This is a genomic window from Sphingobacterium kitahiroshimense (genome assembly GCF_025961315.1).
Lineage (GTDB): Bacteria > Bacteroidota > Bacteroidia > Sphingobacteriales > Sphingobacteriaceae > Sphingobacterium > Sphingobacterium anhuiense.
Genome location: NZ_JAOQNK010000001.1, coordinates 5683425 through 5697509, shown reverse-complemented (window position 1 = coordinate 5697509; position 14085 = coordinate 5683425). Strand labels below are relative to the sequence as shown.

General features: G+C 36.1%; 10 protein-coding genes. 9 read left to right on the top strand and 1 reads right to left on the bottom strand.

Translation table 11 applies throughout. The features are described from left to right. Positions 1-11: 11 nt before the first annotated feature. Entirely contained in the window at positions 12-1223 is a 1212-nt protein-coding gene (locus tag M2265_RS24335) for a hypothetical protein (RefSeq protein WP_132772654.1), read from the top strand. A gap of 132 nt (positions 1224-1355) precedes the next feature. Continuing rightward, positions 1356-3425 carry a polyphosphate kinase 1 gene (gene ppk1 / locus M2265_RS24330; RefSeq protein ID WP_132772652.1) on the top strand — a complete coding sequence of 690 codons (2070 nt, stop codon included), beginning with the start codon at positions 1356-1358 and terminating at the stop codon, positions 3423-3425. Positions 3426-3462: 37 nt separating this feature from the next. Here ppk1 and guaB read toward each other — a convergent pair whose 3' ends face one another. Beyond that, positions 3463-4938, bottom strand: coding sequence for an IMP dehydrogenase (gene guaB, locus M2265_RS24325; RefSeq protein WP_021191186.1), 1476 nt, complete (start codon positions 4936-4938; stop codon positions 3463-3465). A 239-nt stretch (positions 4939-5177) separates the two neighbouring features. On the opposite strand from guaB, the gene M2265_RS24320 reads away from it, so the two are divergent. The 7 genes from M2265_RS24320 (at position 5178) to M2265_RS24290 (ending at position 14025) form a co-directional block, all read left to right on the top strand. Further along, positions 5178-5651: a hypothetical protein gene (locus tag M2265_RS24320; RefSeq protein ID WP_031289033.1), complete on the top strand. Its 474-nt coding sequence runs from the start codon at positions 5178-5180 to the stop codon at positions 5649-5651. A gap of 240 nt (positions 5652-5891) precedes the next feature. Beyond that, positions 5892-8858, top strand: coding sequence for a protein translocase subunit SecDF (secDF, locus tag M2265_RS24315; protein ID WP_132772651.1), 2967 nt, complete (start codon positions 5892-5894; stop codon positions 8856-8858). 144 nt (positions 8859-9002) lie between these two features. Further along, positions 9003-9437, top strand: a complete 435-nt coding sequence (locus M2265_RS24310; RefSeq protein WP_132772649.1) for a MarR family winged helix-turn-helix transcriptional regulator — start codon at positions 9003-9005, stop codon at positions 9435-9437. 8 nt (positions 9438-9445) lie between these two features. After that, positions 9446-10450 carry an NAD(P)/FAD-dependent oxidoreductase gene (locus tag M2265_RS24305; protein WP_132772647.1) on the top strand — a complete coding sequence of 335 codons (1005 nt, stop codon included), beginning with the start codon at positions 9446-9448 and terminating at the stop codon, positions 10448-10450. A gap of 3 nt (positions 10451-10453) precedes the next feature. Beyond that, the gene (locus tag M2265_RS24300) at positions 10454-10783 is read left to right on the top strand and encodes a 2Fe-2S iron-sulfur cluster-binding protein (RefSeq protein ID WP_132772645.1); all 330 of its coding nucleotides are present in this window, start codon (positions 10454-10456) and stop codon (positions 10781-10783) included. A gap of 265 nt (positions 10784-11048) precedes the next feature. Further along, on the top strand, positions 11049-12368 hold the full coding sequence (locus M2265_RS24295; protein WP_132772643.1) for an NAD(P)/FAD-dependent oxidoreductase: 1320 nt from the start codon (positions 11049-11051) through the stop codon (positions 12366-12368). A 1-nt stretch (position 12369) separates the two neighbouring features. After that, complete coding sequence (locus M2265_RS24290) at positions 12370-14025, top strand: DNA polymerase/3'-5' exonuclease PolX (RefSeq protein ID WP_132772641.1); 1656 nt, start codon at positions 12370-12372, stop codon at positions 14023-14025. Positions 14026-14085: the final 60 nt, after the last annotated feature.

Here is a 14085-nt window from a genome sequence, read left to right as displayed (position 1 = left end):
ATTTGACAAATATGGTTAAACCGATCATCACGAAAGGCTTCGCATTTTTAGACAATGAGATTTTACATAATTGGTCCCGTTTTCAGCAAGACAATAAGATGAAACCTAATATTGATCAAGGAATCGAATATCTCTTCGTAAGAAGCAGTTATTCGCCTGAAGATAAAAATACGCAACTGGAACCAGCTATTGCATATTTTCTAAAAGAGATAGATAAAAATAAACTAACATATAGTATTAGCACCCAAGCCAAAGTAGCCCTTATTTTAAATCGCTACAACTTAAAGGAAGCTGCTGCACTAGTCATCAAACAATTGCAACAAAAATCTATTGAATCTGTTGAAAAAGGTATGTACTGGAATCAAAATCAACCTGGCTGGTCTTGGTACGAAGCACCAATTGAGACACAAGCCCAACTGATAAGAGCATTTGACGAAGTAAGTCAAGATAAAAAAGCAATTGAAAATATGAAGATCTGGTTGATCAAAAATAAACAAGTACGACACTGGAATTCAACTAAAGCGACCGTCGCTGCTGTTGATGCCTTGATCAACTATGGCGAAAACTGGCTAGATGCTCCAGAAGGTCTTACCATAAAAGTCGCTGGTAAACCATTAGATGAAACACAAATATCGAAACAAATCGGTTCTGGTTACAGGAAAGAAAGTTGGATGAAAAAAGAAATTAAACCTGCATTAGGGAAAGTTGAGATCTCAAAAGCAAGTCCTGGCATAGCATTAGGAGGTTTGTATTACCAGTATTTTGAACAATTAGATCAGATACGGTCCGCCTCATCAACCATTAGCTTACAAAAAGAGCTTTATCTCAAGAAAATTGAACAGTTGAAAGAAGTACTAGTCCCTATAACAGCAACAACACCTATTCAACTTGGAGATATTGTGAAAGTACGGATTTTGATAAAAAGTGATAGAAATCTATCATTCGTACACCTCAAAGATATGCGAGCATCTGGGTTTGAGCCAACAAATGTAACATCAACCTATAAATACAAACAAGGTTTTGGTTATTATGAAAGCACCAAAGACGCTGCAACGAATTTTTTTATCGATTATTTACCACAAGGAAGCTACGTATTTGAATATGAGTTAAGAGCAAATAATGCGGGTATATTTTCAAATGGAATAACAACTATTCAAAATCTATATGCGCCAGAAATGTCATCACATTCGACAGGTATTCAGATCAAAATAACGGATAACTAGATCACTTAATAGTATTAAAGAGGTGTTACTACATATATATTTAACAATAATTTAATACTATTAAAATACTACATTAATTAAGTAAATTTACATTTGAGGCTAATCGCATAAATAAGAAGTATTAAAAAAAATATGGCACGAAAATTCATTCCTAGAGATGTCAGCTGGTTAAGTTTTAATAGCAGAGTTCTACAGGAAGCGGCTGATGAAACAGTACCTCTTCCTTCTAAAATAAAATTCTTAGGCATATTTTCTAATAACCTAGACGAATTTTTTAGAGTACGCATACCGGGGCTAAAACGCGCAATAGATATTAAAGACAAAGAGGCTAATACATCCTTTTTTGAAGACCCGCAAATTATACTGGATGAAGTCAATACGATTGTTATAAAACAGCAAAAAAAGTTTGATAATTTTTGGGCGCTTATACAAAAAGAGATGGCGCAACAGCATGTATATATCAAAGATGCAAGTCAGCTCAACCTTAAACAAGAAGAATTTGTTCGCAATTTCTATTCAGAAGATGTCGAGTCTAACGTCATTCCATTATTGCTCGATGATAGTCGCCCTATGCCCTATCTTCGCGATAAAAGTCTTTACTTAGGAATTTCCATGCGCAAACAGGAATGGGAATATGAAACAAAATTTGCCATAATCGAAATTCCAACTACGCTAAATGGTCGTTTTGTAATCTTACCCGCCTCAGCGAAGGAAAAACATATTATTTTACTAGAAGACATCATTAAATTCAATCTTCCTTATATCTTTTCTTATTTTGGATTCGACGAATTTCATGCGCATGTCTTCAAAATAACTAAAGATGCAGAATTTGATATTGATAATGATATCAATACCACATTAGCAGAGAAAATATCAAAAGGGATAAAAAACAGAAGAAAAGGTAAAACAACACGCTTTATCTTTGATAAAGAAATGGACCCTAGGCTAGTCGAATTTTTAATCAAAAAATTACAATTAACGAAAAAAGATAATATCATACCCGGGCAGAAAATCCATAATTTCAAACATTTTATGGACTTCCCTAATGTATTTAAGCAACCAAACCTGCCTATTACAAACCCAGCATTTACACATCCTCAACTGAACAAAACACAAAGGATTACCGATATCATTATCAAAAAAGATATCTTGCTATCATTTCCTTATCACACTTTCCGTCCAGTAATCGATCTGCTCCGCGAAGCGGCAATGGATCCAGATGTTAAGACTATTCAAATCACAGCATATCGCCTCGCATCAAATAGTAAAATCGTCAATGCGTTGATTAATGCGGCACGAAATGGAAAAGATGTAACAGTAATGCTTGAACTACAGGCTCGATTTGATGAAGAGAATAATCTATTTTGGAAAGAGAAACTTGAACTTGAGGGTATTCGGGTTTTAACTGGTGTTCCTAATAAAAAGGTACATGCAAAACTCTGCATCATTAAAAAAAGAGTTGGTGCCAAAACCATTCAATATGGTTTTGTAAGTACAGGGAACATCAATGAAAAAACAGCAAAACTATATGGAGATTACTGTTTATTGACCAGCAATAGAAGTGTCATGGCAGATATAAACAAAGTCTTTCATTTCCTAAAAAAGCCAAAAAGCAATCCAGCTGAAGTCATTAAAAACTGCAATAGCCTACTCATCTGCCCTACAGATATGCGTAATGGAATTATTCATTATATCGATAAAGAAATTGAGGAGGTTAAAGCTGGAAGAAAAGCGCGTATCATCTTAAAGGTGAACTCGCTCAGTGATCGGATACTGATTAAGAAATTATATGATGCCGCCGAAGCGGGTGTACAGCTTGATCTCATTGTAAGAGGTATCTATTGCGCCACGAATCAAACAAAATTTAAAAAAGCAATCAATGCTATCAGCATCGTTGACGAATTTTTGGAACATGCCCGTGTGATGTATTTTTATGCTGCTGGAAAAGAAGTGACCTATATCTCTTCAGCAGATTGGATGACGAGAAACTTGGATCACCGTATAGAGGCTGCTGTAAAAATTAACAGTAAGAAAATAAGGGATGAAATCAAAGATATGTTGCAGATCCAGCTACGCGATAATGTAAAAGCCCGTATTTTGAACAATGAACTCAATAACCGGTACGTTGAAAATGACAAGGAGTCTTGTCGCTCACAAATTGAAATCTATAATTATCTCAGGAAAAAAACAGACGAGGTATAAAAAAAAGGTCAGCGATTGAATCGCTGACCTTTTTTTATTAACCTCTACTATTGTAGTTAGGAGCTTCTTTTGTAATCGAAATATTATGTGGATGAGATTCACGTAATCCAGCACCTGTAATACGTACAAATTGTGCTTCTTGTAGCTTTTCAATTGTAGCAGCTCCACAATAGCCCATTGATGCCTTCAATCCGCCCATGTATTGATATACAACCTCAGCTAACGTCCCTTTATATGGAACGCGACCAACAATACCCTCAGGAACTAATTTCTTAATATCATCTTCAACGTCTTGGAAGTAACGATCTTTAGATCCTTTTTCCATCGCTTCGATAGATCCCATTCCGCGGTATGATTTAAATTTACGTCCTTCGTAAATGATCGTTTCTCCCGGAGCTTCTTCAACACCTGCAAATAATGATCCGGCCATAATGGTATAAGCACCAGCTGCAATTGCTTTTGCGATATCACCTGTTTGTTTTATACCACCATCAGCGATCAATGGAACACCAGTGCCTTTTAATGCCTTTGCTACTTCATAGATGGCGTACAACTGAGGCACTCCAACACCAGCAATAATACGTGTTGTACAGATTGAACCTGGTCCGATACCTACTTTTACAGCGTCAGCACCGGCTTCTGCTAATGCTTTTGCAGCTGCACCTGTAGCGATATTACCAACAATAACCTGTAAGTCAGGGAATGTTGCTTTCACCAATTTCAATTTATCAATTACACCTTTTGAATGACCGTGCGCAGTATCAATAGTAATCACATCAACACCAGCTTTTACTAAAGCTTCTACACGATCTAAAGTATCTGGAGTGACACCAACTGCACCACCAACCAATAAACGACCGTGCGTATCTTTAGCTGCATTTGGATAATGTTTGTATTTTTGAATATCTTTAAAAGTAATAAGACCTTTTAATATACCTTCATTATCAACAACTGGAAGTTTTTCAATCTTATGATCTTGTAAAATTTCTTCTGCTCGTACTAAATCTGTCCCTTCTGGTGCAGTAACAAGATTGTCTTTCGTCATTAACGAAGAGATCGGTTGACTCATGACTTTTTGGAAACGTAAATCACGGTTCGTTACAATACCAACTAACTTGCCTTTTTCATCTATTACAGGAATGCCGCCAATCTTATGATCTTTCATAATTTTAAAAGCATCTCCTACTGTTGCAGTTTGCAATAAAGTTACAGGATCTTGAATCATACCGCTTTCTGAACGCTTTACTTTACGTACTTCAGCAGCCTGCTCTGCAATCGTCATGTTCTTATGCAACATACCAATACCGCCGGCTTGTGCGATAGCAATAGCTAAATCAGCACCCGTCACCGTGTCCATAGCCGCAGATACTAATGGAATATTTAATTTGATTTTTTTTGTCAGAAAAGTACTTGTATCGACATCACGTGGTAAAACTTCAGAATAAGCTGGAATTAATAATACGTCGTCGTAGGTAAGTCCTTCTGCTACGAATTTTTGTGGATCTAATTGCATGGCAAATATGTATTGGGTTCTCTATTTGCCAGGCAAAATTAAGTATTTTCAGCGAAATATAAAAATTAATTTCACTAATTACATTTAAATGATTATCCTAACATGCAGTTAACAGCTCATTCTCATTAGCTTAATCATGCAACCTTATCAAACAGCCAACATTCCGGCATCGTGCGTAACAACTTTTGGCAGGTTATTTGCATAAGATGTCTAAATTGAATTTATATAAAACACATATTATGAAAAAAGTATTACTATCGGTAGCAGCTGTTGCCATATTAGCTCTAGGAGCACAGGAGGCAAAAGCACAATCACCACAACGCGCTGCAATTGGTGTTGTATTTGACGGTACAGCTGGTGATTTATGGGGTGTTCAGTACAAACAGTCTATGGGAGGTGCAAACAACGGACAGGCACAAATTATGTTCGATGACAATGTGGTTGCTGTAGGAGCAGATTACCAATATGCAAGACCATTTTCTGGTGCTAAAGGATTAGGATGGTATGCAGGTGTTGGTGCACAGTTATCTTTTGTTGACGCAGGTGACAATATTACTCTTGTAGCACTTCGTCCTCAATTAGGTCTAGAATTTAAAATTCCGGCTGCACCTATCGGTTTTCACGCAGATTGGAAACCAGATTGGAGATTAAACCACAATAGTGACTTTGATGCATCTACTTTTTCTTTCGGTATCAAATACACGTTGAGATAAATAAAACAGTACATTTTTATAGAAAAAGCCTCCCAAACGGGAGGCTTTTTCTATTAGATTGCATAGCAATATCGTATTCATTGCAATTTAATCGCTTTTTATCATAAGCTTAATCAAATAAAGCTTTTCATTTTACAAAATTTTTATACCTTTGGCATTCTTGGAGAATTGTAATTTTCATACAAGAATGAGTTATCAATTATATCATATAATATCAAACTAATACACTAAAAACAGACGATGCAAGGTAAAGGGCTGATTAAATTTTTGGTGATAGCGGTATCTATAGCATGTCTATACGCCCTATCATTCACTTTTGTAACCCGCAAAGTTGAGCGTGATGCTGAGAATTATGCACAAGGAGATATGGCACGTGAAAAATCGTACCTAGACTCTATCGCTGGCGAGGTTGTTTACAATTTAGGTTTTGCAAAATACACCTATAGAGAAGCTAAAGCACAAGAACTTGCTTTAGGACTTGATCTAAAAGGGGGTATGAACGTTACGATGGAAATCTCAATCGATGAGTTGATTCGTAACTTAGCAGATAATCCTAAAGATGAGAAATTCAATGCTGCACTTACAGCTGCTATTTCGAAAAGTAAAACAAGTCAAAAATCTCTAGTTAATTTATTCATTGAAGAATATAAAGCTGCAGGTAGTACGACTCCACTTTCAACTTATTTCGCGACTAAAGATAATGCATCTTTAATCAAAGCGGGGGACTCTGATGCACAATTGGAATCTTTTTTACAAAAAGAAGCTGATAATGCTATCCAAAACTCATACAAAGTACTTCGTACACGTATTGATAAATTTGGAGTTGCTTCTCCTAACATCCAGATTCAACAAGGTACAAATCGTATTTTGATCGAACTTCCAGGTGTTAACGATGAACAACGCGTCCGTAAATTATTACAAGGATCAGCTAAATTAGAGTTTTACGAAACTCATGCTAATCAAGAAGTGTATCCTTTATTGGAAAACATCAATAAAACTTTGTCTGCAACTTTAAAAGTTGCTTCGACAGATGATAAAGCAACAACAGATTCGACTAAAAAGTCTGATGACTTATTAGCGAACCTTGGTGCTAATAAAAACACAAAAGATAGCGCTGCTGCTAAATTGTCGCAAGAAAATCCATTATTTGATGTTTTGAGACCTGCTGTTTACATGGGTGAGAATCAACAGATGGCCTTAATGCCTGGCGCAATGGTAGGTAGTGCAGAACTTAAAGATACTGCCAAAGTAAATGCTTTTTTAAACAGACCTGAGGTTAAATCTATTATCCCTGGAAATCTAAAATTGTTATGGTCAGTAAAACCAGAAGCTAAAACACCAAATATCCTTTCTTTATATGCAATCAGACCTGCAGGGGTTGATAATGGCCCAGTATTAACTGGTGATGTTATTACCAATGCGCGTGATGAGTTTAATGAGAGAAATGAACCCGTTGTTTCCATGCAGATGAACAGCGACGGTGCTCGTGAGTGGAAAAAAATTACAGCTAAAGCAGCACAAGGTCACCAATCGATCGCTATCGTTCTTGACAATGTAGTCTATTCTGCACCTGGCGTTAATGAAGAAATCGCTGGTGGTAATTCATCTATCTCTGGTTCTTTCACAGTGGAAGATACAAAGGATTTAGCGAACGTACTAAAAGCTGGTCGCTTACCAACTACCGCTAAAATCGTTGAAGAAGCGATCGTAGGTCCTACTTTAGGACAATCGGCTATTGATTCTGGTGTGAATTCAGCAGTTATCGGTATTGTGCTTGTTCTTGTATTCATGATTGCATACTATAACACTGCAGGTTTAGTAGCAAACATTGCTGTTCTAATAAACGTATTCTTTATCATGGGGGTATTGGCATCGCTGAATGCAGTATTAACACTCCCAGGTATCGCGGGTATCGTATTAACGATGGGTACTGCGGTGGATGCCAACGTCCTAATTTACGAACGTATACGTGAAGAATTAGCCGGTGGAAAATCAATCCGTCAAGCGGTTGCAGATGGTTACAAACACGCATTACCTTCGATCTTAGATTCACAGATTACAACATTCTTAGTTGGGTTGGTATTATTCTTCTTCGGAACAGGTCCAATTTTAGGATTTGCTACTACATTAATGGTGGGTATTATCACTTCATTATTCACAGGTATATTCCTTACTCGCATTATTTTTGAGTGGATGTTAGAACGTGATATGAAAATTAAAGTTTCTTTCCCTTGGTCTGCGAAAACATTGCAAAATGCAAATTTCCAATTCATCAAGAAAAGAAAAGGCCTTTACATCGTTTCTATTGTAATTGTTATCGCTTGTTTTGCATCAATCTTTATTAAAGGCTTTAGCCAAGGTGTAGATTTTCAAGGTGGACGTACTTATACCATCCGCTATGATAAACCAGTTGATTTGGAAGCTGTGCGTCAAAACTTAGATGATGCTTTCCAGAAAACAACTGAAGTTAAAGTCTTTGGTGCTGCAAATCAAGTACGTGTAACAACAACTTACCATGTAGAAGAGACTTCTGATGAAGCAGATAAAGAAGTCTTAACTAAATTGAATGACGGATTATCGAAGGTAGATGCAAGCAACAAATATGAGATTCTTTCTTCTCAGAAAGTTGGTCCTAGTATCGCGACAGATATGAAAGCAAGATCAATTTATGCAACTATCTTTGCGTTATTAATCATTGCGGTTTATATCCTAGTGCGTTTCCGTAAATGGCAATATTCAGCAGGTGCGGCAATCGCAACTGTACATGATGCCATCATTGTATTAGGTTTGTTCTCTATTTTAGATGGTATTGTTCCATTCTCATTAGATATTGATCAGCATTTTATTGCCGCTATTCTAACGGTATTAGGTTATTCAGTGAATGATACTGTAGTGGTATTTGACCGTATCCGTGAAGATGTAAACAAACCAAATGCTTTAAATAAAGATTTTGGTGAAACGATCAACCACGCCATAAATACGACATTAAGTAGAACGGTTATTACATCATTGACGATTGTATTCGTATTAGCAGTATTATTTATTTTCGGTGGTGAAGTTATCAGAGGTTTCTCTTTCGCGATCTTAATTGGTATTATTGTAGGTACTTATTCATCTATATTCTTAGCTGCACCAGCAGTATATGATTTAAGTAAAGGAAAACACTTCGAAGAAGCTCCTAAAAAGGCAGAACCGGTAACTCCTTAGTAAAAAATCAAAACGTTTAAAAAAGGCTTTCAGATAAAACTGAAAGCCTTTTTTATTTTACAATAAATCAACCAAATACTTGTTGCACTAAGTATTAAATGATTATATTTGTTGTACTAAATATTAGCGATACAAATATTTTAAATGCAAGACGAAAAATTCAATCGATACTCTTTCATATTAGAAAGAACAGCAAAAAAAGTAAAACAATTTGCACAAAATTCTTTTACAGATAATGATTTTGATATCACCGTAGATCAGTGGACCATCATGAAGACACTTTATGAGAATGATAATCTATTGCAAAAAGAACTTGCTGAAAAATGTTGCAAAGATCAACCTACTCTCACCCGAATTGTTGATCTGTTAATAAAAAAAGGATTAACAGAACGAGTGATCCATCCCTCTGACAGGCGAAGTATCCACTTGCACCTAACAGAGGAAGGTCGAAAAAAAGTAGAAAACTACTCTCCCATCGTTTCCAGCATTCGCATGAAAGCTTGGGAAAATCTAACAGACGAAGACTTTAGTTCTTTCACACGTATTCTAGACAAAATTTATAATAACTTAAGTAATTAACATTTGATATGATAACAACAGACATATGTATTATAGGAGCCGGACCAGTGGGTCTATTTGCTGTATTTGAAGCAGGTTTGTTAAAGATGAGATGTCACCTCATTGATGTTTTACCTCAAGTTGGAGGTCAGTTGTCTGAAATATATCCGCATAAGCCGATATACGATATACCGGGCTACCCGACTATCCGTGCTCAAGAGTTGATTGACAATCAGATGAAACAGATCGAACCATTCAATCCCACTTTTACACTCGGCGAGCGTGTTGAAGGCTTAGAAAGGCAGGAAGATGGTTCATATGTGGTCGTTAGTTCAGAAGGAACACGTATACAATGCCAAGTTGTTGTTATAGCAGGCGGTTTAGGATGCTTTGAACCCCGGAAACCTGAACTGGCCAATTTAGTTAAGTATGAAAGAAAAGGTGTTGATTACATGGTCAGAAATCCAGAAACGTATCGTGACAAGAAGATCATCATCGCGGGTGGTGGCGACTCTGCTCTAGACTGGACGATTTACTTAGCCGATATTGCAAAGGAAGTTACTTTAATTCATAGAAGTGACTCTTTCAGAGGAGCACCAGATTCTGCAGAAAAGGTTTATCATCTAGCTCAAAAAGGGGCTATCAACCTCTTACTGTCCCACAACCTAGCAGATGTACATGGCTCAGATAGCTTATCGCATGTGATTGCAGTCAATAAACAAAAAGAAGAAGTCAAAATGGAAGCGGATTATTTTATACCGCTATTTGGGCTAACCCCAAAATTAGGACCTATTGCGGACTGGGGCTTAAATATTGACAAGAGTGCTATCGTAGTAAACACAGTTGATTATTCGACAAATGTAGAACGCATTTATGCTATAGGAGATATCAATACCTATCCAGGTAAATTAAAGTTAATTTTATGTGGATATCATGAAGCGGCATTAATGGCTCAAAGTGCTTTTAAATATGTGTATCCAGATCAAAAACTAAGCTTCAAATATACAACTGTTAATGGCATCAATACTTTTTAAATTATGGACAATATTATTGAAATAGAAATTGAAGATCGGGATGGAACTGTTCAAACAATCGAAGTTCCTACGGATGTCAACTTATCCCTAATGGAATTGCTAAAAGCATGCGATTATGAGGTCCTAGCTACCTGTGGAGGCATGGCACTTTGCGCAACTTGTCATGTTGAAATTAAATCTGGAGGTGAAAACTTGTCCGAACCTCAAGACCAAGAGCTCGATATGCTCGATACTTTACCCGATGCTAATGATGATAGCCGACTAGCATGCCAGCTGCGATTAACAAATGAAAATAACGGCCTAAGTATTAAAATAAGAGGAGCATTACAGTAATAAATTGTCAAAGTGTACTTTTTACACACTTTTTTTCATTTTTTGAGACAAACCGTATTAATAAACCATGCAATTAATACGGTTTACAAAACACTGATTAACAAGGAGTAATAAAACAAGAGATATATTAAAACAGTTAGTTATCAATAAATATGACAATAAAAAGCAAGTATATATAAAGATATTTTAGTTTTTTGAGTGAAAAATTAAGATATTTGCAGAAGGATTACAATTTTCCGAATATTTTATATAAATTTCAAATAATATGCTAAGCAATCGTTCAGATAGAAAATTCCCAAAAGTGGTCATTATTGGTGCTGGATTTGGTGGAATTGAAGTTGCTAAAAAGTTAAAAAATAAGGAAGTAGAAGTACTATTATTAGACAGAAATAATTTTCATACCTTCCAACCTTTAATGTATCAGGTAGCTACAGGTACATTATCTGCAGATTCGATCTCTTTCCCTATCCGTAAGATGTTCAAATCTCAGGAGAATTTTAGTTTCAGAATTGCAGAAGTTAATCATATTGACTCGTCCAACAAGACTGTTCAAACGAATATCGGTGATTTTGAATATGATTACTTAGTGGTTGCTACTGGAGCAACAACAAATTTCTTTGGAAATCAGCAAATTGCAAAATATGCGTTACCAATGAAAAGTATTCAAGAAGCTCTAAACATTCGGAGCTATGTGCTACAAAATCTTGAAAAAGCTGTTCAAATTGCAAATCCGGAAGATCGTAAATCATTTTTAAACTTTGTAATTGTAGGCGGTGGCCCAACTGGTGTTGAGCTTTCTGGAGCAATTGCTGAGATCAGAAATAATATTCTGGAAAAAGATTATCCAGAATTACGCAAGGAAGAAATGAATGTTTACTTAGTCGAAGGACAAAGTAAAGTATTAGCAAACTTATCAGAAAAATCTTCTGAAGACTCTGAAAAATATTTAAAAGCATTAGGTGTTAAAATATTACTAAATGTTTCTGTAACGGGCTTTGATGGTACTGCAATCTCTTTTGGTGATGGTAGTTCGATCGAAACAAAAACAGTTATCTGGGGCGCAGGTGTTGCAGGACAATTTCCTGAAGGTTTCAAAAAAGAAAATATTCAACGCGGTAACCGCATTCAAACAGATGATCAATGTCGTGTGTTAGATATGGAAAATGTATACGCAATTGGTGACGTTTCCGCATTTATCACAGATGATTTACCACGTGGATTACCTGGTGTGGCACCTGTAGCACAACAACAAGGTAAATATGTTGCCAAGCACATTAGCAATGTGATGGATAACCGTTCAAATGAAAAATTCTCTTACTTTGATAAGGGCTCAATGGCGACAATTGGTCGTGCGAAAGCTGTAGTCGATATGGGTAAAATCCATTTTAATGGATTCTTTGGCTGGATTGTTTGGATGTTTGTTCACTTAATGTCTATTTTTGGTTTTAGAAACAAAGTAATTACCTTTATCAACTGGACAGTGAAATTTTTCACAAAGAACTCGGGTGTTCGATTAATTTTCTATAAATTCAATCAACCGGCGCCAGAGGTAAAACAACAAGATCAAGTATTAGAAAATAACTAAAATGGATAATAAGACAATTGCTAAAAAATTCAAGTTATGTAGCCAACTGATGGAATTACATAATGAAAACCCATTCAGAACAAAAGCAATTGCCAGTGCATCCTTTAAGTTAGATAAAATACCTTTTCTGCTGGAAACAGCTTCTTTAGAAGAAATAAGCAGTCAGCCCGGTATCGGGAAAAGCACTGCAGAGAAGGTGAAAAAATTAGCCGAAACTGGCTCGTTCGATGAGCTAGACGCAATGTTAAGCATTACTCCAGAAGGAATTTTGGAAATGCTTAACATAAAAGGCTTAGGTCCAAAAAAGATACAAATTATCTGGACTGAGCTCCAGATTGAAAGTGTTGGTGAGTTATTGTATGCGTGCAACGAAAACAGGCTCATTGAGGCAAAGGGTTTTGGCCTAAAAACACAAGAGGATATTAAAAAATCCATCGAATTCTCCATATCCAATCAAGGTTGGTTTTTATATGCAAGGGTATTATCCAATGCAAACAACTTACTAGCTTCATTACAAAAGAACTTATCTCCTACCCTGATTTCATTTACTGGAGATTTTAGACGAAAATGCGAAGTACTTAGCGCTGTTGATATCTTATTGGATACGGATAAACAAACTACTTTAGCTTATCTAAATGCCAATTATGCTGACAGTCTAAAGGAAGAACTTGAATACATTTCATTTCGAGATGAATTAGGATTTTCCTTTCATATATATCTATCAGCAACAGCAGAATTTTACCAAAACTTAATATTAACCACCGGTTCTAAAAACCACTTAGAATTACTCGATCTAACTTTGGTTACAGCTTTAGGTTCTGAAGAAGAAATCTATGCTAAACAAGGCTTAGACTATATTGAACCTGAGCTTCGAGAAGGGCTGGATGAAGTATTTTTGGCGAAAAATCATCAATTACCCAAATTGATCAATTTTGATGATCTTAAAGGAACTTTACATAATCACTCGACATATAGTGACGGTGTGCATACCTTAGCTGAAATGGCAAGATATACAAAGGAAGAATTAGGACTTAGTTATTTCGGAATTTGTGATCACTCAAAAACTGCTGTATATGCCAATGGCCTCCCTATTGAGCGGGTGCAAAAACAGTGGGAAGAAATCGATCAGCTTAATCAACATCTTGCTCCCTTTAAAATATTCAAAGGCATTGAGTCAGATATTTTATCCGATGGTTCGTTAGATTATCCAGATGAAATTCTTGCAGGTTTTGATTTTGTAGTTGCGTCCGTTCACTCTAATCTAAAAATGGATGAAGAGAAAGCAACTGCTAGACTGTTAAAAGCAATAGAAAATCCCTACACGACGATATTAGGACATCCAACAGGTCGCCTCTTATTAAGTAGATCCGGTTATCCATTGGATTATAAAAAAATAATTGATGCTTGTGCGGCTAACAACGTTGTGATTGAAATTAATGCTAACCCGTTAAGACTTGATTTAGATTGGAGATGGCATCGCTATGCCTTAGAAAAGGGCGTACTTTTATCAATTAATCCAGATGCTCACCGCACGGAAGGCTTACTTGATATGCATTACGGGATATTTGTCGCAAGAAAAGGAGGATTAAGTGCTAAAAATTGCCTTAATAGCTTTTCATTAACAGAAATTGAAAGCTTTTTTAATAAAAAAAGCTAATAGATCTATTTCTTAGAAAAGATCCCATTTTTTTAAATAGGCAAATTATCTTATATTTAA

What these genes read in the sequence shown, in the direction of transcription:
- M2265_RS24335 (WP_132772654.1), top strand. Translation starts at nt 12, where the DNA reads ATGGTTAAACCGATCATCACGAAAGGCTTCGCATTTTTAGACAATGAG.
- ppk1 (WP_132772652.1), top strand. Translation starts at nt 1,356, where the DNA reads ATGGCACGAAAATTCATTCCTAGAGATGTCAGCTGGTTAAGTTTTAAT.
- guaB (WP_021191186.1), bottom strand. Translation starts at nt 4,938, where the DNA reads ATGCAATTAGATCCACAAAAATTCGTAGCAGAAGGACTTACCTACGAC.
- M2265_RS24320 (WP_031289033.1), top strand. Translation starts at nt 5,178, where the DNA reads ATGAAAAAAGTATTACTATCGGTAGCAGCTGTTGCCATATTAGCTCTA.
- secDF (WP_132772651.1), top strand. Translation starts at nt 5,892, where the DNA reads ATGCAAGGTAAAGGGCTGATTAAATTTTTGGTGATAGCGGTATCTATA.
- M2265_RS24310 (WP_132772649.1), top strand. Translation starts at nt 9,003, where the DNA reads ATGCAAGACGAAAAATTCAATCGATACTCTTTCATATTAGAAAGAACA.
- M2265_RS24305 (WP_132772647.1), top strand. Translation starts at nt 9,446, where the DNA reads ATGATAACAACAGACATATGTATTATAGGAGCCGGACCAGTGGGTCTA.
- M2265_RS24300 (WP_132772645.1), top strand. Translation starts at nt 10,454, where the DNA reads ATGGACAATATTATTGAAATAGAAATTGAAGATCGGGATGGAACTGTT.
- M2265_RS24295 (WP_132772643.1), top strand. Translation starts at nt 11,049, where the DNA reads ATGCTAAGCAATCGTTCAGATAGAAAATTCCCAAAAGTGGTCATTATT.
- M2265_RS24290 (WP_132772641.1), top strand. Translation starts at nt 12,370, where the DNA reads ATGGATAATAAGACAATTGCTAAAAAATTCAAGTTATGTAGCCAACTG.